This window comes from Thiothrix sp., assembly GCF_028714775.1.
Lineage (GTDB): Bacteria > Pseudomonadota > Gammaproteobacteria > Thiotrichales > Thiotrichaceae > Thiothrix.
In genome coordinates, this window is sequence record NZ_JAQTLS010000004.1 from 116,507 (window position 1) to 137,693 (window position 21,187).

Consider the following 21,187-nt stretch of genomic DNA (forward strand, 5'->3'; position numbering starts at 1 on the left):
TTTACTTGGTTAGGATGCGGCGCTTCTCTTTGTAGCGGATTACGACCTTTTTGTCATCTGCTGGTTTGTCACCGGACTGTTGTTGGGGCGCATAACTGGGCTTTTCCCAACTACCGATTTCATAAGAACCACCCGTATCGCGGCGCATTCCGCCCGTTGCGTGACCGCCGCCCGTATTGGAACCACCTTCGCGTTTACGTTGTGCACCACCGTTGAGGCGTCCATACGGCCCTTTGCGTTGACGGTCGCCTGCCGCTGCTGGCTGTTGTTGTTGGCTATCGTTGCGCCGTGGTTCTTGGCTGCGCCCTTGGCCTTGTCCGCTGGAGCGGCCTTGGTTGGAATGGTGTCCGCCGCCTTGATTCTGCTGACGCCCTCTGCCTTGCTGTCCTGTATTGCTGCGTTGCCCGCCATTATTGCTTCTGGGGGAACGGACTGCGGGGGTGAAGCCGGAAGTATGTTCCAGCGGAGCCAAACCGGGCAGGGTGCATTGTTCGATGGAATCACCCAGAAAATCTTCGATCTGCTTCAGGTTTTCACGTTCGCGCGGCAGGACAATGGCAATGACCGCTTCTTCGCGGTCAGTGGGTAGCCCGTGTAAGCGTGTTTCGTAATCATCGACTTTAGCAGGTAACTCAAAGTTGATGATGTGCTCTTCGCCGCGCAAATTAGGCGATAAGCCATCTTGGTCGGCATAAATTAGGATTGGGCAAGCGTCGCTGTTGCGTTCCGCTTCCGGTATGTCGGCGGCTACTTCGGCAGTATGCCCATGATTGCTCAGGCTTTCTGCCAATGCTTTGGCGGCTTTGCTGGTAATGGTGAAAATGCAGGTAGGTTCCCCGGCAAATTCATCCAGCAAGTGATCCATCAAAGCGATTTTGTGGGTGTAGTCATCCGCCAGATGCACGACTTGCGGAATTTGCAGCAGTGGGTTGCGGTCATCGTCCATCTCCAGCTCTTCCGCGCCAGCAAGGACAGTGCGGGCGTAACCGGCAATGTCATCTTCCGGGCGTACAAAAGCAATAATCGGGCATTCGGAGGAGCGCTCGGAGAGGATTTTATTGATCAGGCCATGTAAACCTTTGTGGTAGATGGCGCTCAAGTCGTCAATGATCAGCATTTCCAATTTGGAAAAATCAGCTTTGTTGTTGTCAACCAAGTCATTCAAACGACCCGGCGTGGCAATCATCAAATCCAAAGGGCGGCGTAACAGGCGCATTTGTGGCTGGTAGGGACGTCCGCTGACAATAAAGCCTGAGCGGATTTGGTTCCCATCACCCAGCAGGCGCTTGATGGTGTAATTGATCTGGTTCACGCGGTCGCGGCGCGAAGTCAGGATAAGGACACGGGCGTGGCGGTGCTCTTCCAGCGGGTTGCTCAATACATGGTTGATGGCAGGTATCAGGAACGCGCCAGTTTTACCGGAAGCAGATTGCGTCCAGATGATGACGCTTTTGTTCGCGGTCATCAATGGGATCAACTGCTTTTGCAGTTCAGTCGGATTTTCATAACCAGCCGCCTGAATGGTGGCTGCGAATGTTTCGTTAAGACCTAGTTCTGAGAAAGACAAGACACGTACTCCCCGTCTGTAAAGGGTGAGAGTGGTTTAAAATTAACGGCAACTGCCACATTGGAGAAGGATGAACCAGCAAAATTACCCTCTGTCCGCTTCCAAAAACCCGTATTTATGACTCGAATGGCGGTGCGGGTAGTATTTATAAAATTATTATATCTGTTGCGTTTAGTCAACAATAATAAGTGCTTCTGTGGTAATTTTACATCACTATTTCGATGGCTTTTTCTAGCCGCGAAACTGCTATGACGTTCATCCCCTCTATCGGATGCCTCGGTTGGTTTCCTTTCGGCACAATGGCCTGTTTGAAACCGTGCTTGGCAGCCTCACGCAACCTTTCCTCCCCGTTTGGGACTGGGCGAATTTCGCCTGCCAGCCCAACCTCTCCAAAAACCACCAGATCAGCAGGTAGAGGACGGTTACGATAACTTGAGAGCGCTGCCAACAACAATGGTAAATCAGCAGCGGTTTCTGAAATCTTAACACCGCCAACAATATTTATGAATACGTCTTGATCAAACATTGATATGCCACCGTGCCGATGTAGCACTGCCAATAGCATCGCAAGGCGGTTTTGTTCTAATCCAAGGGTAACACGCCGGGGTGCAGCACCGTGGCTTTGATCCACCAAGGCTTGCACTTCCACCATCAGCGGGCGGGTTCCTTCGCGTGTGACCATGACGACGCAGCCCGAGACGGGTTCTTCGTGGCGGGAAAGGAAAATGGCGGAAGGGTTGCTGACGCCTTTTAGCCCTTGCTCAGTCATGGCGAACACACCGAGTTCGTTGACCGCGCCGAAACGGTTTTTCACCGCCCGTAGAATACGGTAACGTCCGCCCGGATCGCCTTCAAAATACAGCACGGTGTCAACCATGTGTTCCAGCACCCGTGGCCCTGCGAGCGTGCCTTCTTTGGTGACGTGCCCCACGAGGAACATGGCGGTCTGGGTTTGTTTGGCGAAACGCACCAGTTTAGCCGCTGCTTCACGGATTTGGCTGACCGAACCGGGGGCAGATTGCAAGTGCTCGGTAAAAATGGTCTGGATCGAGTCAATGACCATGAGCTTGGGTTTTTCTTGCTCCGCCAGCGTGAGGATATTTTCCACGCAAGTTTCGGTCAGCAGGCGCAATTTGTCGGTTGGCAAGCCCAAACGTTGGGCACGTAGGCCAACTTGTTGCAGGGATTCTTCCCCGGTCACGTAAAGGCTATCCAGTTCCGTCAGTACGGTCAGCGCTTGTAACAGGATGGTGGATTTGCCGATGCCGGGGTCGCCGCCCATCAGCACCACGGAACCTGCGACTAAGCCGCCGCCGAGTACACGGTCAAGTTCGGGTTGGCGGGTAGGGATGCGCGGGTTTTCGCTTAAGCTGACTTCGTGCAGGGAACGGATGGCAACCTGCTCCCCGGCGTACCCACCGCTGCGGTTGTTTGATGTGCCTTTGGTGGTGGGGATGCTGAGGCTTTCTTCCAAGGTATTCCACGCGCCACAATCACTGCATTGCCCGCCCCATTTGGTATGCAAGCTGCCACAAGCGGTGCAATAGTACTGGAGTTTGGCTTTGCTCATGCTGGCGGGCTTACGAGGAATTCCAGCACAAACTTACTGCCAAAAAAGGCCAACATCAGGATAAAGAACCCACCGAGCGCCCAGCGGATAGCAATGCGCCCGCGCCACCCATAGTGCCAGTGACCGAGCAGCAGGGCGGTAAACACAAACCAAGCGGCAATCGACAAAGTGGTTTTGTGCGTCAGGTGTTGGCTGAACAGGTTGTCTATGTACAACGCGCCGCTCAACAGACCGAATGACAGCAGTATTACGCCCAGCCCGATCAGCTTGAACAGCAATGCTTCCATATCCAGCAAGGGGGGTAGGGTGCGGATCAGCCCGCCGGGATGATGGTTATGCAAATGTTTGTTTTGCCACGCCAGTAACAGGGCTTGCAAGGTTGCCAGCGTAAACATGCTGTAAGCCAGCAACGAAGTGAAAATGTGCACGCCCAAGCCGTTTTTCAGGTCAATGGTGTTGACGTGGGCGGAATCCAGCAAGGGGAATAACATTGCCGTCAGGGTGAACGGTACGATGAATATCCCCAAGGTTTCCAATGGGCGGCTGAGCATGGCAGCAAACAGCAACAAGCTGCATAACCACATGACAATGGAGCCAGCATCGGTAAAGTTGATGGAAATGCCTGGTGCTTGCGAGATGGCATGGATGATTGTCCACCCGTGCATGATGAGTGCTGCTAGCCACACGAGGATCAGCAAATGCCGGTATTGCAAAGGACGTGCTTGCAGGCGGTCACGCAAGCGCACGCCAATCAATAGCCACGTAGCTAGCCATGCCAAGGTTGCAAACAGGTTGATCGTTATTGTCATTGTCAAATGAACTTCGTGTGTTAGCTGTCAATGTCAGGAGAAATGCCCCCCTTTCGGGAACGCACTCGTTTTTGCTTTAATGTTATGATAGCAATTTGTGCCTGAATGGGACTAGAAAGAAGTCAAACATGTTCGAGAATTTAAGTGAACGTCTCTCGCAGACGGTAAAAAAACTCCGTGGTCAGGCGCGTCTGACCGATGAAAACATTAAAGATGCCCTGCGTGATGTGCGGATGGCGCTGTTGGAAGCGGACGTGGCGCTGCCAGTGGTGCGTGAATTCACCAATCGGGTACGTGACCGCGCTATCGGGCAAGAGGTATTAGAAAGCCTTAGCCCCGGTCAAGCCCTGATCAAAGTGGTCAACGACGAGCTGGTTGCCATTATGGGCAAGGCAAATGAAACCTTGTCGCTGAATGCCCAGCCGCCCGCTGTTATCCTGATGGCAGGTTTGCAGGGTGCGGGTAAAACCACCACGGTCGGCAAGCTGACCCGTCTGTTGAAAGAACGCCACAACAAATCCGTGATGGTTGCCAGTTGCGACGTGTACCGTCCGGCGGCGATCAAGCAGTTGGAAACGATTGCCGGGCAAACGGGTGGTATTTTCTTCCCCAGCGAGTCATCGCAGCAGCCTGTTGATATTGCCAAGGCTGCCGTTGCGCAAGCCAAACTCAAGTACATGGACGTGCTTATCATCGACACGGCGGGGCGTTTGCATGTTGATGCGGAGATGATGGCTGAGATTCAGGCCATCCATGCAGCCGTCAACCCGATTGAAACCTTGTTCGTGGTCGATAGCATGACCGGGCAGGATGCTGCGAATACCGCCAAGGCGTTTGGTGATGCCCTGCCGTTGACAGGTGTAGTGTTGACCAAAGCAGACGGTGATGCGCGGGGTGGGGCGGCACTTTCCGTGCGCCAAATTACCGGCAAACCCATCAAGTTCATCGGTATGGGCGAAAAGCTGGATGCGCTGGAACCGTTCCACCCTGACCGTATGGCGTCGCGTATCCTCGGCATGGGTGACGTACTCAGCCTGATCGAAGAAGCCCAGCGTAATGTTGACCACAAGAAAGCCCAAGCGTTGGCGAAGAAGCTCAACAAGGGAAAAAGTTTCGATTTTGAAGATTTGCGTGACCAAATGACGCAAATGTTGAATATGGGGGGCATTGCCGGTCTGTTGGATAAGCTACCGGGCGTCGGAAACTTGCCCGCCAACGTAAAAGATCAGGCCAATGACAAAGAAATCCGCCGCATGATTGCCATCATCAACTCCATGACTTTGGCGGAGCGGCGGAACCCCGATCTGATCAAGGCCAGCCGCAAACGTAGGATTGCTGCGGGTTGTGGCTTGCAGGTGCAGGATGTCAACCGCCTGCTTAAGCAGCATTTGCAGATGAGTAAAGCGATGAAGCAATTCTCCAAGGGGGGCTTGCGCAAATTGATGGGTGGATTGAAAGGTAAGCTGCCTCCGGGAGGCGGATTCCCGCCGATGGGTGGTTTTCCGGGCTGATTGCGGGTGATTTTTTCGTGTTTTTGTGACCGTATCCGCTTATTTGTGATAAGAGGAGTTTGCCTGTTCAATTATCTAGTTGTATGATGCGCTTCGTCCAGAGGTTCCATGAGATAGGCATGACGGGGGTTGTTGTGCTGAAAACTGGATAGCTCATGATTCGGATCGGCTTGATCCGGTTCAGTATTCCCCTTTCTATTATTAACCGTGAGAGAGTTTGACTTATGAAAATGAAATCTCAATTTGCTATCGCTGCACTGCTGTTCGCAGGTCTGTTGGCTTCTGGTTGCCAACAACAACAAGCTTCCGGTGAGCAGACTACTGCTCAACAAACTGCTGAAGCTCCTGCTGCTGCTCCTGCTGCTCCTGTTGCTGCTCCTGTAGTGCCTAAAGTTAAAGCTAAAGGCAACTACAAAGGTCCAGTCGCACAAGACGCTGCTTCTGCTGCTGCTATGCAACAGTACAAGAAGTAATTCTTGTCGGATTAGCCATCTTCGGATGGCGCATCCAAAGCCCCTTACCTCGGTAAGGGGCTTTTTTTTATCTGTTTGATCAGGAAAGTTTACCGTTAGTCGGCTTTTAGGGCGAATTTGTACTAAATATATTACGTGTGCGGCAAAGGTCGGTCATCCTCTGCTACACTCAGATGCACTTTCTGAAGTATCTTCTAAAGTATTTATCTTAATGAAATGAGGCCAAAGCCATGGAATTGAAGTCAAAATTAACACTTGCCACCCTGATCTGCGCTGGTCTGTTTGCTACAGGTTGTAGCCAACAGCAAGCAACTGGCAGCCAACAAACTACTGGTCAGCAGACTGCTGAGCCTGCTCCTGTTGTTCAAGCTCCAGTACAGCGGCCTGCTCCTGCGTACCGTCCACCTGCGGTTCCGCCTGTTAAAGTTCCTCACGTCAAGGCGAAAGGGAACTACAAAGGCGCTGTCCAGATGGATCAGTCTTCACGCCAAACAATGCAACAATATCAGCGCTAAGTTGATGCTGGCTTGATTGTTGAGGGCCCCTATCTTGCCGATAGGGGCCTTTTTATTTGAACCTACAATGGGGTTGGTGCAACCTACTGGTGGGCAACCATTTGTCTGCACGACTATCCCGCGCAGATTTATGTGCGGTATTTCATTATGTCTGTCGGCTTTTACGAAAAACCGTGCTAAATTTATTCGGTGTCAAGCGATGAACCCCTTAATTCTTTGCTACACTCCTAAGTGCTTTCCCTTAAACAACGAAAGAGACCAAGACGATGAAAATTAAATCCCAACTCACACTTGCAACCCTGATTGTTGCTGGCTTGTTTGCAACGGGCTGCCAACAAATGCAGCAAACTGAAGGTGCATCCAGTCAGCAAGTAGCTGATAATGGCGGCGGTACTACTGGTGGCGGTGCTACTGGTAACACGCATAACCATCCAGAAGCGCCAGACTGCGCGAAGACTAAATCGCACAGCCATCCATTCAAAGATCCTAACCACAAGCACACTTACGGTTGCTTGGCGGGTCAGCAGCAGGTTGTAGTTCCTAAAGTTAAAGCTAAAGGCAACTACAAAGGCCCAGTCGCGATGGATGATGCATCCAAGCAAACGATGCAACAGTATCAAAAATGATCTGTGCCGCTGCGGTAGGTCATTGTCTGCCCTGAAAAGCTAGGCAAATCTCCCTAAATGCCCAATTGCTGAGCGATTGGGCATTTTTTTTGGTTGAAATTCACGGTGATGCACACTAACCTAAGTGACTTTGAGATGGATGTGTTTCAGGATTCCCCTTTGGCGCAGCCTGCGGGCATATCCACTTAATCCGTGAGAGTGTTCACTAACTTTGTATCAAGATTGTAAGCCCATGAAAAAAATATTTGGTTTGTATTGCATATTGCTTGTCTTGCTTTCCTTCGTGCCGTCAGTTGCGTCTGCCGACGTGTGGCCGGAAGAAAATCAGTGGGATGACATGTGGGAAGGTCGTTATCGCGATTGGGTAAAAACCAACTGGAAAGACGATATTTTCATGAACCCCGCCAAGCCGATTTACTACAAGTTTGAAAACGACTGTGCGGATGCGGTTTATGCGATGCGCCTCATTTTCTCTTTCGAGAACCGCTTGCCATTTGCGATTAATAACCGTGATAAAGCTGGGCAAGTGATCAGTAACCGAATGAATATGTGGGATAATCTCGCGCCTCCGCAGCGTGTGCGCCAGTTTATGAACTATGTTGCGGATATGACCAGCAGTGAGTCCTTGCGCAATGACACCTATCCTGTTGCGCTGAATGACATCAAACCGGGCGACGTTTATGTAGCACCGGGTGTGCATTCCTACCAGATTGCCGACGTAACCGATGCTGGGATCGCTGAGGTTATGGCATCCACCACGCCTAAGCAGGCACGTTACTTGCTGCGCACCCCTTCCTTCCCGTTCTACGTGCCGGAAGACAAGCGTTTGGGTGATGGCTATCGCCGCTTCAAGCAAGCGCAAAATATTGGTCGTCCAGCCAGCCAGCAGCCTGGATACAGTGAAGAGCAGTTCCGTCTCGCTGCTGACCTGAACTACGATTATGTGGCTTTCACCGACATCATTTCCAAGAAGCTGGGCAAGCGCGAAGAGAAGCCGGATGAAAAAACCATGCGTTTGTTGCTCGCGCTCTGCATGTATGCCAATGACCGCAGCGTCTATGTTTACGATGCCCTGTGGTATTTGCAAAAAATCCGTGGTGAAGGTCGCCGTTGCATGAACGCCAAGGAATACGATGACCATTCCACGCCGGGTCGTGATAAGCGTCTGAAGATGTTCTTTGATTCCATTCGTCGTCATTTGGATCGTGTCGGTCGCTTTGATCCGCGCTCACAGCCCGCACGTTGGGCAAAAGCAGTATTCTCCAATGATCAGCCGCCACCACAGGAAATGAAAAGCCTGAATAACTTCTGCATGGTGCAAATGACCTTGGGTGAAGAGTATTACATGACCTTGCGGGAGTTGCGTCAGAACGTGGATGCTGCTTCGCTGGTGTCTGATCCACATGCGCCTCTGCCGTTCCGTTGGGGGGTTGTGAAGGAGCCGTTCAATTCTGGATGCCCGAGTTATTAATTCATGGGAAGATGCCTCAGCTATTAAGCTGGGGTATCTTTTTGTCGGGTTAAGCTGATGCTAGCGCTGGTTACAACTACTATTAGACGGCGTTTCCTGTGAGGTCTCTATCTGTCGTAGTGTTTCTGTTGCGTAAGCAAGAGAGGGGTAAATGAGAAGTGTGTCTGTGTTTTCTAATTTAAGTGTAATGGCATTATTGGCTGGCGGTGTTGTGCTGGGCAGTTTGGGTGGTTGTTCCAGTCAGGAGGCTTCTTCTGATGGTTTCAACATGAAACGCTCACCAACGGCACGGTATGGTTTGGCTACGCCCGAACGTTTGTCTTATGCGGCGCTTGACCGGCTGCGTCATCGGGTTGTGTATGATGGGCGTTACATTCCGATTTCTTACCCGAATGGTGATGTGCCACCTAGCATGGGTGTGTGTACGGATACAGTTATCCGTTCCTACCGTAAGTTGGGTGTCGATCTTCAGCGTCTGGTGCATGAGGATATGTCACGTAACTTTTACTCTTACCCGAACTTGCCGAAGTGGGGTTTGAGTGGCCCGGATGCCAATATTGACCACCGTCGTGTGCCGAACCTGAAGGCGTTCTTTGCCCGTCACGGTGGGCGTGTTCCTGTTACCAGCAATGCGCGGGATTACCGTCCTGGCGATGTAGTGACATGGCATCTGGGTGGGGATCAGGAGCATATCGGTATTGTGGTTGACCGTGTGTCTTCCGCCGATCCTAGCCGTCATTTGGTTGTGCACAACATCGGTGAAGGTGAGAAAATTGAGGATGTCTTGTTCCAGATGCCAGTTAGCGGACATTTCCGTTATTTTCCGGGTGTCAGGAGAGGGACAAAGTACGCATCAGCTAACTAAACCAGTCAGTTGGATGCCTGCGAACTAAGCCTCCGCCGTGCCGGGGGCTTTTTTCTTTGTAAGCGGTGTAATCAGCGCTTCACTTTTTCTGAAATTAACGTACAATTCCGCGTTTACTTCGGGGCAGGGTAGCCTGCCGCGTGTTGACTGTATTATTTTAAGGTTTCGCAATGGTTAATATCCGCTTGGCAAGAGGTGGCGCGAAAAAGCGTCCGTTCTATCACATCGTTGTAAGCGACAAACGCAAGCCACGTGATAGTGGTTACATTGAGCGTATCGGTTATTTCAATCCGGTTGCGCGTGGTCAGGAAGTACGTCTGCACATTGAGCAAGACCGTGCTACTTACTGGTTGGGTTGCGGTGCGCAGCCAACAGATCGCGTTGCCAAGCTGCTGAAAGAAACAGCAGAAACAGTAGCAGCGTAAGTTATGTCCCAGCCGGACATGATTGCATTGGGAAAAATTGCTGGTGTTTTTGGTGTAAAAGGCTGGGTTAAGGTGTTTTCTCACACCGAACAGCGTGACGGCATTTTAGGGTATAACCCTTGGCTTTTACGTGTGGCGGGTGAGTGGAAGCCTTTTAAGGTGATCGCAGGACAAGTTCAGGGTAAGGGACTCGTCGCCCAACTGGACGGGATTGCTACACGTGAACAGGCGGAAGCATTAGTCGGTTGCGCTATCGCCATTCCACGGGAACAGTTACAGCCCTTGAGAGAGGGTGAATATTACTGGACTGACCTGAAAGGGATGGATGTGGTTACGACAGGTGGCGTTGGTTTCGGTAAGGTTGATTCCTTGTTTGAGACTGGCTCCAATGACGTGATGGTGGTGCGCGGTGAAAGGGAACGTTTAGTTCCTTGGATCATGGGTGACGTGATCAAGTCGGTTTCACTGGAAGAACGACGTATTCTGGTAGAGTGGGATCCAGACTTTTAGCATGACCATGCAGTTTGATGTTGTTACGCTTTTCCCTGAATTGGTCGAAAGCGTCGTTCATAGCGGCGTAACGGGCAGGGCAGTCGAGCGGGGCATCATCTCCCTGAAGTCATGGAATCCGCGTGACTATGCGACGGATGTGCACCGTACAGTGGATGACCGGCCTTACGGCGGCGGCCCCGGTATGGTGATGAAAGCTGATTGCCTGCTTCAGGCCATACGTGCTGCCCGGCAAACGAATCCGGGTAAGGTTGTGTACCTAAGTCCGCAAGGTGTGCCGCTAAACCAAGCGTTAGCTGGCAAGTTAGCATCAGAAGATGGCCTTATCTTGTTATGTGGACGTTATGAAGGTATCGACGAACGCATTATTGCGTTGGAAGTCGATATGGAGTGCTCAATTGGCGACTATGTACTCAGCGGCGGCGAGCTGGGGGCAATGGTCTTGATTGATGCCGTGGCACGCTTGTTACCGGGCGTATTAGGTCACAACGAATCCGCTGCACAGGATTCTTTTTTTGACGGATTGTTGGATTGCCCGCATTATACCCGCCCAGAAGAACTGGAAGGGCTAAGCGTACCGGCAGTCTTGAAAAGTGGTAACCACGCAGATATTGCCCGCTGGCGCAAAAAACAGGCGCTGGGTAGGACGTGGCAACGCAGGCCGGAGCTATTGCGGGCACGACAGTTAACGGACAGCGAGCGTGTGTTGCTGGACGAATATGTAAACGAGTTTGATAGAAGTACGGAACTTCACTAGAGGATCATCATGAGCACGATTATTCAACAACTTGAACAAGAACAAATGACTAAGGAAATCCCTGCGTTTAACCCAGGGGATACTGTCGTGGTTCAGGTGCGCGTTAAAGAAGGTGACAAAGAGCGCCAACAGGCTTACGAAGGCGTTGTCATTGCCATCAAAAACCGTGGTCTGAACTCCTCTTTCACTGTACGTAAAATGTCTTACGGTGAAGGTGTTGAGCGTGTATTCCAGACGTTCAGTAACAGCATCGCTGGTATCGAAGTGAAGCGTAAAGGCGATGTACGCCGCGCTAAACTGTACTACCTGCGTGGACGTACCGGCAAATCTGCCCGTATCAAAGAAAAAGTCTGATCCCATCATTATGCAATGGAACCGGCAGTACTGTGTCCAGTCTGTCGGTTTTGTTCGCGTCTATTACTGGGGGGGCTAAATCGTGGAACTCCTAGCGTCTTCATGGCAAAACAACGCAGCATGGTATCTGCTGATCGTCGTTATCGTTGCGGCGTTTGCGGGTATTTTGCTTATCATGCGGAACCAGTTCCGTAAGCGTTTACGCTGGATGCAGCAGAATATGCTGTCGTCCTCACTGGCTGATGTTGCCGAAGTGGCAGTGCTGGTGGATGCTGGTGGTATCGTCGATTTCATTAACCCCGCCGCAGAAAAAATACTCAAATACAAGTTACGTAGCACCCGTGGTAAGCATTACAGCAGCTTATTTACGCTGATCGACCCGGTTACACGCAACCCGCTGGTCTGGTTGGAAAAGGTACTGCGGACTGACTGTACCCTGACAGGGAATGCCTTGTTGAATTCCGCTGGTATCCATGAGCTACAAGTTTCATACAGCATCCAGCCATTGCATTACGCCGAAGTTGATCAGCCCAGCTACATGTTGTTGCTGCGTGACCAGACTGAAATCCATGCGATGCAGTTGCGTTTGGATCACATGGAAATGCACGACCAGCAGACCATGTTGCTCAACAGCAAAAGTTTTGAATCGCGTCTGAAAGTGGCGATTGACCAAGTGCGGCAGCACGGTGTCAAACATGCGTTCTGTTTGGTGTCGATGGATCAGTTCAAACTGGTGAACGATTCTTTGGGGCACGGAGCGGGCGATGTGTTGATTGAGCGTATTTCCCGTATCTTAAAAGAAGAAATTGATGTCAAACGCGATGTGCTGGCGCGTTTGGGTGGGGATGAGTTTGGTATCTTGTTTCAGGAGAGCGAACCGGCAGTTGCTGCCCGCGCCGCTGAGCATATCCGTCAGCGCTTAGAAAGTTACGAGTTCGAGTGGAACAAAGCCCGCCACAAGATTACCGCCAGTATTGCGTTCGTGCCTTTGTACAAAGGCTTGGCGACGCCTAACCGGATTCTATCCATAGCCGACGCCGCTTGCCGGGTTGCCAAAGACAAAGGTGGCAACCGTATCCATATTTACAAACCAAACGATCAGGAAATCCTCAAGCAACGTGGCAACATGGTTTGGTTGGGGCGGCTGAAAAAAGCCTTTGAAGCGGGCAATTTCCGCTTGGTGGCGCAGCCTATCCATTCGCTGGAGCCGCAGGAATTCAAGAAGCCTTTCCACCATTACGAAGTGCTGATCCGTCTTTATGACGAAAGTAACCAGCCGATTTCCCCTGATGAATTTATTCCGGCAGCAGAATATTACTCCATGATGCCGCGCTTAGACCGTTGGGTAGTGCGCCAATTGTTGCAATCCTTGAAGGAAATTACCCAGCGGGTTCCGCGCCCGATTTTTGCTGTTAACCTTTCAGGCCAGAGTTTGGATGAACCGGATTTCTTACAGTTTGTGCTGGCGGAAATCCAGCTTGCGGGTATTAGCCCTGCGATGCTGTGTTTCGAGATTACTGAGCGGGTAGCGATCCATAACCTTGAATTGGCGCAGAAATTTATCGGTACGCTGAAAAGCTTGGGATGCAGTTTTTCGTTGGATGATTTCGGTACGGGCGTCAGTTCGTTTGGTTACTTGAAATCCTTGCCAGTCGATTATCTAAAAATTGATGGCAGCTTCATCAAGGAAATTGCCACGGACGAAGTGGCAGAGGCGATGGTGCGTTCGGTGAATCAGGTCGGGCACTTGATGGGCGTGCAGGTGATTGCCGAGTATGTCGAAAACGACCGTATCATTCAGATTTTACGGGATATTGGGGTGGATTATGGGCAAGGTTATGGCATTTCCAAGCCTATCCCACTGGATGAAGTCATCCAACGCCATCGGTTGTAAAAGGTAAGCGGCACGCACATGAAAATTCATATTTTGGGTATCTGTGGGACTTTTATGGGCGGCATTGCCCTGTTGGCGCGCGAAAAAGGGCATCAGGTTACGGGTTCTGATACCAATGTGTATCCGCCGATGAGCACCATGCTGGCGGAACAGGGCGTGGACATCATGCACGGCTATCAGCCGCAGGATTTGCCGGAAGATGCCGATGCTATCGTGGTCGGTAACGTGATGAAGCGCGGGTTGGAAGTGGTTGAGCACATGCTTGACCGTAATCTGCCATACATTTCTGGCCCGCAATGGCTGGGTGAAAATATCCTGCGCGAGCGTTGGGTGTTGGCGGTGGCGGGGACGCACGGCAAAACCACCACGGCGAGCATGTTGGCGTGGATTCTGGAATACGCTGGGCTAAAACCAGGCTTCCTAATCGGTGGAGTGCCAGAAAATTTCGGGGTATCGGCGCGGTTGGGTGACGCTCCATTTTTCGTGGTGGAAGCCGATGAGTATGACACCGCGTTTTTCGACAAACGTTCCAAATTTGTGCATTACCACCCGCGCACGGTTATCCTGAATAACCTCGAATACGACCATGCCGACATTTTCCCCGATGTGCAGGCGATCAAAACCCAATTTCACCATTTGATGCGTACCGTGCCGGGTTCCGGTTTGGCGGTTGTCAATGCGCAGGACGCCAATTTGCGTGACACTCTGGCTATGGGCTGCTGGACGCCGGTAGAAACCTTTGCCGATGGTGACTGGAAAGCAGAGTACTTGCGTGCCGATGGCAGTGAATTCCGGGTATTTTTCCAAGGTGTGGAACAGGGCGTGGTGCGCTGGGATTCACTGGGGGAGCACAACGTCAACAATGCGCTGGCAGCGGTTGCCGCTGCACGCCATGCGGGTGTGCCGAGCGTCCATGCGATTGCGGCGTTGGCAGAATTCCAAGGTGTGAAACGGCGGATGCAGGTGCGCGGAACGGTGCGTGATGTGACCGTTTACGACGATTTTGCCCACCACCCGACGGCAATTACTACTACGCTGGCAGGTTTGCGGGCGAAAGTAGGCAACGCGAAAATTATTACGCTGCTGGAGCCGCGTTCCAACACCATGCGCATGGGGACACACAAAGCACAACTGGCGGCGTCCTTGCAGGCAGCCGATGCCGTGTTCCTCTACCAGCCGCAAGGTTTGGGTTGGGATTTGGCGGATGTGGTGGCAGACATTGGTGCGAAAGGCCATTTGCTGCACGATATTGATGATCTGGCGGTGCAAGCAACACGCTTAGCGCAGGCAGGAGACCACATTCTGGTTATGAGTAATGGCGGGTTTGGCGGGATTCATGACAAGCTGTTGGCAAAACTGGCTGACTGAGGACTTGTCCCTTTGACTAAAACCATTACCCTGATCATGACGGGTGCTTCCGGGGCGCAATACGGTTTACGCTTGCTGGAATGTCTGCTGCAAAGCGGTTGCCGGGTGTATCTGCTGTTATCGCGCCCTGCACAGGTGGTGGTCAACATGGAAACCGAACACCGTTTGCCGGGGCGTGCCAGTGAGATTCAGGCGTATTTCAGCGCTTTGTATGGTGCTTCGGAAGGGCAATTGCAGGTCTTCGAGCGCGAGCAGTGGACAGCGCCGATAGCGAGCGGCAGTGGGGTGGCGGATGCTACCGTGGTGTGCCCTTGTACGACCGGAACGCTGTCCAGCATTGCCTGTGGTAGTAGCCGCAGCTTGATCGAACGTGCTGCCGATGTCGCTTTGAAAGAGCGTAAAAAGTTGATTTTGGTAGTGCGCGAAACGCCACTTTCCGAGATTCATCTGGAAAACATGCTGAAACTGGCACGGATGGGCGTTATTATCATGCCTGCCTGTCCGGGGTTTTACCAACGCCCTGAAACGGTACAACAATTGGTCGATTTCATGGTGGCGCGGGTGCTTGACCATCTGGATATTTCCCACACGCTGATGCCGCGTTGGGGCGAACCAACTTAAATTTTTTATATAAGGAACTAGCTATGGCAACTGAAGAACTTACCTCGCAAACGTTTGAGGAAACCATCACCCAGAACGACATCGTGATCATTGATTTCTGGGCACCTTGGTGTGGCCCATGCCGTTCCTTTGCACCGATTTACGAAAAAGTCTCTGAAAATCATGCCGACATCGTGTTTGCCAAGGTGAATACGGAAGATGAGCAGGAGTTGTCAGCGCATTTCCAAATCCGTTCTATCCCGACGCTGATGATTTTCCGTGAGCAGGTTGTCCTGTTTGCACAGCCGGGGATGCTGAGCGAAGGGCAACTGGAACAAGTGATTGCGCAAGTACGCACCATCGACATGGCGAAAGTCCATGCAGACATCGCAGCACAGGAAGAACAGCAGTAAGCTCGTGTTTGCTTGTAGTGCTTCGCAAAAAGCCGGGTTTAGCCCGGCTTTTTGTTTGGTGGGTTTAAATTCCCCACAAGGCCACGACGCAAACCAGCCCAATGGTCAGCAGCCCATACAGTTCCAACGTGTTGCCTTTGCCCATCAGGCTCAGCGCTGAATCGGTGTCGGCAGGACGGTTCTGCTCAGGGTTTGCTTTGGTATTCAAATCATCCAGCAACAGATGCACCAGATAACCTGTTGCCGCTGCTAAGAAGGCCGGGACTGCCGCCAGCGAATTGGTAGTCAAATAAGCGACCCACGAAACCCCCAGTGACAAGCACACGGCTGCGATCACCGAATGGCTGCGCTTGCCTTGTTTCAGCAGGTTATGTAGCACCACCCAGAAGTTCGATACCAAGAACAGCGATAACGCCACCCCCAACACAAGGTCGGTCGGTCGGTAGAAAAATTGGATGGAAGGAACCAATACAGCCGCCATTTTGCTCAGTGTTTGGACGATTCGGAAATTCAGTGACTGTTCGTCATCGACATCCGCCAATAACCCGCCCACGTAACCGCTTAGCGCTGTTACCCCGATAATTGTCCAGTCAATCCCCGGCAGGAATGTCATCGCCGTTGCACCCGCCCCGATGCCTACTGCCAATGACGCCAGTTGATGCGTTTTGCATTCTGTCATTGCCTGTATCCCCATGTTTTATTTTTGCTGTAATTTGTGACATCTGAATTTGCATTTGATTCCCAGCCCGGTCATCAATATGCGAATTGCCTTATTTTTGTTTATGGTATCACGGTAAAAAGAACAGCCAGATGAACGAAAAGGGTAAAAAAAGAGGGAACGGGCATCCCTCTATCGGGCTTTTGCGTCGAAACAACATAGCAATTATTTTTATCATGACGAGTTTAATTTTATAGCAAAGCAAGAGTGTGGTCAATAAATATGCACGCCAAGACTACTGCCCGCCGTTCGGGATAACTGCTACAATCGCCCCATGTCAGGAAATAGCTTTGGAAAACTTTTTACCGTGACCTCCTTTGGTGAGAGCCACGGCCCCGCAATCGGTTGCATCGTTGATGGCTGCCCGCCCGGACTCGCCCTCACGGCAAGCGATATTCAGATTGACCTAGACCGGCGCAAACCGGGGCAGAGCCGCCACACCACGCAGCGGCGCGAAGCCGACGAGGTGCAAATCCTTTCCGGCGTGTTCGAGGGTAAGACTACCGGCACGCCGATTGCGCTGATAATCCACAACACCGACCAGCGTTCCAAGGATTACGGCGACATCCTCGACCGTTTCCGCCCCGGACACGCCGATTACACCTACTACAAAAAGTACGGTTTCCGCGATTACCGTGGCGGCGGGCGTTCGTCGGCACGTGAAACTGCGATGCGGGTTGCTGCTGGTGCGGTTGCTAAAAAGTGGTTGCAGGAACGTTACGGCGTCACTATTCGTGGCTACTTGTCGCAACTCGGGCCGATTGTGGCGGAAAAGCTGGATTGGGACGAAATCGCCAATAACCCGTTCTTTTGCCCGGATGCCTCCAAAGTGGCGGAAATGGAAAGCTACATGGATGCGCTGCGTTCGGAAGGCAATTCCGTCGGGGCAAAGATTACCGTGGTGGCCTCCAACGTTCCACCCGGCTGGGGCGAACCAATTTTCGACCGTTTGGATGCCGACATTGCCCACGCGATGATGTCGATCAATGCCGCTAAAGGTGTGGAAATCGGCGCGGGTTTCGACTGTGTGGCGCAAAAAGGCACGGAACACCGCGATGAAATCACGATGGATGGCTTCTTGAGCAACCACGCGGGCGGTATCCTCGGTGGCATTTCGTCGGGGCAAGAAATCATTGTGCACACCGCTTTCAAGCCGACTTCGAGTATGCGCATTCCGGGGCGCACGGTGAATCTGGATGGCGAAGCGGTAGAAGTGATTACCAAAGGCCGCCACGACCCGTGCGTGGGCATTCGCGCTACCCCGATTTGCGAGGCCATGTTGGCAATTACGCTGATGGATCATGCCTTACGGCATCGGGCGCAAAATGCGGATGTGGTCACGAGCCTGCCCGACATTCCCGCATCGCCTTGAACCCGAATCCGTTCACTTCAAGTACTGCAAAGCCGCCGTATGTGCGGCTTTCGGTTTTCTATTTCGCCTATTTCGCCGCGCTGGGGGTATTCGTCCCGTATTGGACGGTGTACCTGAAAAAAGTCACGGGCTTTTCCGCTGCACAAATCGGGGAACTGATGGCGGTGTTCATGGCGAGCAAAGTCATTGCACCGTTCATTTGGGGGTGGTTGGCAGACCATACCGGACACCGCTTGCGCATTATCCGCTTAGCAAGTTTGCTGGCAGTGTTGTGTTTTGTCGGGGTGTATTGGCAGCAAAGCTACGGCTGGATGGTGCTGCTGATGGCGGGTTTCGGGTTTTTCTGGAATGCTTCGTTGCCGCAGTTTGAGGCGTTGACGCTCAATCATTTAGGGACGCACATAGGGCGTTATAGCTGGATACGTTTGTGGGGTTCCATCGGTTTCATTGTGATGGTGGTGGGGTTGCCGCCGTTGCTGGAAAGTGGTGGCATGACGCGGGTGGTGGATGCGATGCTGGTGCTGTTCGTCGGCATTTGGTTGGCGACGTGGCTGGTGCGGGATAAGCCGCACCATGCGCATACCGAAACCGCGAGCCGTTTGCGCGAAGTCATCCGCCAGCCTGCGGTGTGGATGTTGCTGTTGGCGTGCGCCTTGCAACAGGCTAGCCACGGGGCGTACTACACCTTTTTCAGCTTGTATTTGGAAGACCACGGCTATTCGCGCACCTTTACCGGCTGGATGTGGGCGCTGGGGGTGATGGCGGAAGTGGTGCTGTTTTTGTTCATGCACCGCCTGATCCAACGTTTCGGTGCGGAACGCTTGTTCGTGTTGGCAATGCTGCTGACTGGCATCCGCTGGTTGTTGCTGGGCACATGGGTGGATGTGTTGGCGGTGCTGCTGTTGGCGCAGGTGTTGCACGCTGCGACTTATGGGCTGTTTCATGCATCCGCCATCCATGTGGTGCATCATGTGTTTCCGGGGCGTTTGCAGGGGCGCGGGCAGGCGTTATATTCCGGGGTAAGTTTCGGGCTGGGCGGTGCGTTAGGCAGCTTGCTCAGTGGTTATGGCTGGGAAACCTTGGGTGCGACGCAAACCTTTTACATCGCAACTGTCACGGTCAATGTGGGCTTGTTCCTGAGCTTGTATGCCATGCGGGATTTGGGGAGGCGCTATGGGCAATAACTTATCGGCTGATGAAATCCGCCAGCATCTGGATGTAGCGGATAGCGTGGGGTTACGTGACATCCACATTTTCCCGGAACTCGATTCCACCAACCGCTGGGCTTTGCAACACGGGCAATGTGGCGACGTATGCCTTGCTGAGCAGCAAACCGCTGGGCGCGGGCGGCGTGGGCGGCAGTGGGAATCGCCTGCGGGTGTAAACCTGTACTTTTCCCTGCGTTGGTGTTTTGCCCAAGTGCCCACGCATTTACCGATGCTCAGTCTGGTAACAGGTTTGGCAGTGGCGGAAGCCTTGGATGATTGCGCAATACACGGTCACGGCCTGAAATGGCCTAATGACGTGTACCATACCGGAAAGAAACTCGGCGGTATTTTGCTGGAAGCGGTGGGTACGTTGGATCAAGTAGTGATCGGCATCGGCCTGAACGTCAACATGCAACCGGGCACAAATTCCAGCATCGACCAGCCGTGGACGAGCCTACGGGCAGTGGTCGGGGCAAACCTTGACCGCAACCTGTTGGTCGCTGCCATCCTCAAACGTTTGCTGCCCCATTTGAGGGCATTCCCCCAACTGGATATGGCGCAATTCCAGCGCGACTGGCAACGTTGGGATATTCTGGCAAACAGCCCGGTGCGGGTATTGTCTGGCAATGAAGTGCTGGAAGGGGTTGCTTGCGGGGTCGATAGTCAGGGACAATTACGGCTTGCATTAAATGATGGATTAGTAAAAGTTTTTTCTTCAGCGGATGTATCGGTGCGGATGTGACAATTTTGCTGGTGGATGCAGGCAACTCACGCCTGAAATGGTCGGTGCTGGATGCTGCGGGTAACACCTCCGTCCAGCAGGCGCAGGCGTATGCAGGTCGCCCTGCGTTGGCAGCGTTTCTGGATTTGCTGGATACCTACCCAGAAGTGACGCACATTACCTTGGTGCATGTGCTGACCACCCTGTTTGCCGACACGGTGGAAGAAACCTGTGCGCAACGTGGTATCGGCCTGCACATTGCGCGTTCCGCCGCCAAGGCTTACGGCATTACCTCTGGCTACCAGCTTCCGCAGACTTTGGGCGCTGACCGCTTTGTTGGCTTGGTGGCAGCACACCATTTGGTGGAGCGCAAAGCCTGCATCGTGGTTGATTGCGGCACGGCAGTTACGGTCGATGCGGTGGAAAAGGACGGGCGGCATCTGGGCGGGCTGATCTTACCCGGCTTGCAGCTCTCGGCGGATGCCTTGATTGCACGCGCCCAAAACCGCCTCAGCCTGTCGTTTGAACACCCCACCATTTTCGCCGATGGAACCAGCCGCGCTATTGGTGGTGGTTGCCTGTTCGGGCTTGTTGGCGCGATTGAAGGCATTTGTGCGCGGATGCAGCACGCCATGACTACCCCGCTGGTACGCATCCTCACGGGTGGCGATGCCGAGCACCTGCGCCCGTGGTTGCAGGGCAATTGCCTGATTATCCCCGATTTGCTGATGCAGGGCTTGCGCTACATCACGGAGCAGGAAGCATGTATCCACTGCTGATCATCCTGTTACTGCTCAATGTCTCGGTGCTGGCGTGGAATGTCGCAGTGTCGCGGGACGCGGAACATACCCGTCCGCCGTTGGTGGAGCCGAATGTCCCTGCGCTGGAATTGCGCACCGATGTGGAGCAGGTGGTTTACAGTAGCGGTGCGGCGAATACCCAAAGCAGTTGCTACACCATCGGCCCTTACAACAGCGAAAAAGCCGCGCAACTGGTTTCAGATAAAATCCGTGGCTTTGGCCTTGCGGTGCAAATGCGCCCGATGCGCAGCATGGAAACCCTCAACTTCCTCGTTTACATCCCCCCCCTTGCCGATTATGCGCTGGCGGAAAAGACCGCGCAGGAGATTGCCCACGCCGACGTGCAGGATGTCTCTATCATCAACGAAGGCCCTTACCGCAACGCGATTTCACTGGGCTTTTTCAACAACCTCAACAAGGCCAAACGCCACGCGGAATACGTCCGCTACCTCGGCTACGATGCGCGGTATACCGAGCAGCAGACGGCGCGGGAAGTGTTCTGGCTGGACTACGACGAGCCATTCGGCAGCAATACGCCTGTGCAGGCGTGGAGCGCGGCGATAGACGCGACTTCGGAAGTGCAGCGGATTCCGAGGGCGTGTAAGTAGCGGTGTCGGGTTAGAATAGCGCGAATCGGTAA

23 protein-coding genes are annotated in these 21,187 nt (G+C 52.9%); 19 read left to right on the forward strand and 4 right to left on the reverse strand.

What is annotated here, in order from left to right; all coding sequences use genetic code 11:
- Position 1: 1 nt before the first annotated feature.
- From PHE17_RS04685 to ccsA, 3 genes are all read right to left on the reverse strand, one after another.
- Positions 2–1,567, reverse strand: a complete 1,566-nt coding sequence (locus PHE17_RS04685) for a DEAD/DEAH box helicase (protein WP_301014656.1) — start codon at positions 1,565–1,567, stop codon at positions 2–4.
- Between the two features lie 205 nt (positions 1,568–1,772).
- Positions 1,773–3,137, reverse strand: coding sequence for a DNA repair protein RadA (gene radA, locus PHE17_RS04690; RefSeq protein WP_301014657.1), 1,365 nt, complete (start codon positions 3,135–3,137; stop codon positions 1,773–1,775).
- Positions 3,134–3,946, reverse strand: a complete 813-nt coding sequence (ccsA, locus tag PHE17_RS04695; protein WP_301014658.1) for a cytochrome c biogenesis protein CcsA — start codon at positions 3,944–3,946, stop codon at positions 3,134–3,136. The genes radA and ccsA overlap by 4 nt, the downstream gene beginning before the upstream one ends.
- A 128-nt stretch (positions 3,947–4,074) precedes the next feature.
- Between ccsA and ffh the strand changes: the two genes are divergently transcribed.
- The 14 genes from ffh (at position 4,075) to trxA (ending at position 15,728) form a co-directional block, all read left to right on the forward strand.
- Positions 4,075–5,457: a signal recognition particle protein gene (ffh, locus tag PHE17_RS04700; protein ID WP_301014659.1), complete on the forward strand. Its 1,383-nt coding sequence runs from the start codon at positions 4,075–4,077 to the stop codon at positions 5,455–5,457.
- Positions 5,458–5,681: 224 nt separating this feature from the next.
- Positions 5,682–5,930 (forward strand): hypothetical protein, encoded by a 249-nt coding sequence (locus PHE17_RS04705; RefSeq protein WP_301014660.1) that lies wholly within the window; start codon positions 5,682–5,684, stop codon positions 5,928–5,930.
- A gap of 230 nt (positions 5,931–6,160) precedes the next feature.
- Positions 6,161–6,445, forward strand: a complete 285-nt coding sequence (locus tag PHE17_RS04710) for a hypothetical protein (RefSeq protein WP_301014661.1) — start codon at positions 6,161–6,163, stop codon at positions 6,443–6,445.
- A gap of 266 nt (positions 6,446–6,711) precedes the next feature.
- Positions 6,712–7,071, forward strand: a complete 360-nt coding sequence (locus PHE17_RS04715; protein WP_301014662.1) for a hypothetical protein — start codon at positions 6,712–6,714, stop codon at positions 7,069–7,071.
- Positions 7,072–7,303: 232 nt separating this feature from the next.
- On the forward strand, positions 7,304–8,542 hold the full coding sequence (locus tag PHE17_RS04720; protein WP_301014663.1) for a hypothetical protein: 1,239 nt from the start codon (positions 7,304–7,306) through the stop codon (positions 8,540–8,542).
- Positions 8,543–8,693: 151 nt separating this feature from the next.
- Positions 8,694–9,407 (forward strand): DUF1287 domain-containing protein, encoded by a 714-nt coding sequence (locus PHE17_RS04725; protein ID WP_301014664.1) that lies wholly within the window; start codon positions 8,694–8,696, stop codon positions 9,405–9,407.
- Positions 9,408–9,577: 170 nt separating this feature from the next.
- A complete protein-coding gene (gene rpsP / locus PHE17_RS04730; protein ID WP_301014665.1) occupies positions 9,578–9,832 on the forward strand; it encodes a 30S ribosomal protein S16 in 255 nt (84 codons plus the stop codon).
- 3 nt (positions 9,833–9,835) lie between these two features.
- Complete coding sequence (gene rimM / locus PHE17_RS04735; protein WP_301014666.1) at positions 9,836–10,342, forward strand: ribosome maturation factor RimM; 507 nt, start codon at positions 9,836–9,838, stop codon at positions 10,340–10,342.
- Between the two features lie 7 nt (positions 10,343–10,349).
- A complete protein-coding gene (gene trmD, locus PHE17_RS04740; RefSeq protein WP_301014795.1) occupies positions 10,350–11,099 on the forward strand; it encodes a tRNA (guanosine(37)-N1)-methyltransferase TrmD in 750 nt (249 codons plus the stop codon).
- A 9-nt stretch (positions 11,100–11,108) separates the two neighbouring features.
- Positions 11,109–11,453, forward strand: a complete 345-nt coding sequence (gene rplS, locus PHE17_RS04745) for a 50S ribosomal protein L19 (protein WP_363320068.1) — start codon at positions 11,109–11,111, stop codon at positions 11,451–11,453.
- Between the two features lie 82 nt (positions 11,454–11,535).
- Positions 11,536–13,347 carry an EAL domain-containing protein gene (locus tag PHE17_RS04750; protein WP_301014667.1) on the forward strand — a complete coding sequence of 604 codons (1,812 nt, stop codon included), beginning with the start codon at positions 11,536–11,538 and terminating at the stop codon, positions 13,345–13,347.
- Between the two features lie 18 nt (positions 13,348–13,365).
- Positions 13,366–14,715: a UDP-N-acetylmuramate:L-alanyl-gamma-D-glutamyl-meso-diaminopimelate ligase gene (gene mpl, locus PHE17_RS04755; RefSeq protein ID WP_301014668.1), complete on the forward strand. Its 1,350-nt coding sequence runs from the start codon at positions 13,366–13,368 to the stop codon at positions 14,713–14,715.
- A gap of 12 nt (positions 14,716–14,727) precedes the next feature.
- Positions 14,728–15,336: a flavin prenyltransferase UbiX gene (locus tag PHE17_RS04760; RefSeq protein WP_301014669.1), complete on the forward strand. Its 609-nt coding sequence runs from the start codon at positions 14,728–14,730 to the stop codon at positions 15,334–15,336.
- 23 nt (positions 15,337–15,359) lie between these two features.
- Entirely contained in the window at positions 15,360–15,728 is a 369-nt protein-coding gene (trxA, locus tag PHE17_RS04765; protein WP_301014670.1) for a thioredoxin, read from the forward strand.
- 64 nt (positions 15,729–15,792) lie between these two features.
- Here trxA and PHE17_RS04770 read toward each other — a convergent pair whose 3' ends face one another.
- Entirely contained in the window at positions 15,793–16,407 is a 615-nt protein-coding gene (locus PHE17_RS04770; RefSeq protein ID WP_301014671.1) for a metal-dependent hydrolase, read from the reverse strand.
- 313 nt (positions 16,408–16,720) lie between these two features.
- Between PHE17_RS04770 and aroC the strand changes: the two genes are divergently transcribed.
- From aroC to PHE17_RS04795, 5 genes are read left to right on the forward strand one after another with little or no spacing between them, the layout of a single operon-like run.
- Positions 16,721–17,818 (forward strand): chorismate synthase, encoded by a 1,098-nt coding sequence (aroC, locus tag PHE17_RS04775; RefSeq protein ID WP_301014672.1) that lies wholly within the window; start codon positions 16,721–16,723, stop codon positions 17,816–17,818.
- Between the two features lie 41 nt (positions 17,819–17,859).
- A complete protein-coding gene (locus PHE17_RS04780) occupies positions 17,860–19,002 on the forward strand; it encodes an MFS transporter (protein WP_301014673.1) in 1,143 nt (380 codons plus the stop codon).
- Positions 18,992–19,768 (forward strand): biotin--[acetyl-CoA-carboxylase] ligase, encoded by a 777-nt coding sequence (locus PHE17_RS04785; protein ID WP_301014674.1) that lies wholly within the window; start codon positions 18,992–18,994, stop codon positions 19,766–19,768. The genes PHE17_RS04780 and PHE17_RS04785 overlap by 11 nt, the downstream gene beginning before the upstream one ends.
- Entirely contained in the window at positions 19,765–20,526 is a 762-nt protein-coding gene (locus PHE17_RS04790; protein ID WP_301014675.1) for a type III pantothenate kinase, read from the forward strand. The genes PHE17_RS04785 and PHE17_RS04790 overlap by 4 nt, the downstream gene beginning before the upstream one ends.
- Positions 20,511–21,155 (forward strand): SPOR domain-containing protein, encoded by a 645-nt coding sequence (locus tag PHE17_RS04795; protein WP_301014676.1) that lies wholly within the window; start codon positions 20,511–20,513, stop codon positions 21,153–21,155. The genes PHE17_RS04790 and PHE17_RS04795 overlap by 16 nt, the downstream gene beginning before the upstream one ends.
- Positions 21,156–21,187 lie beyond the last annotated feature (32 nt).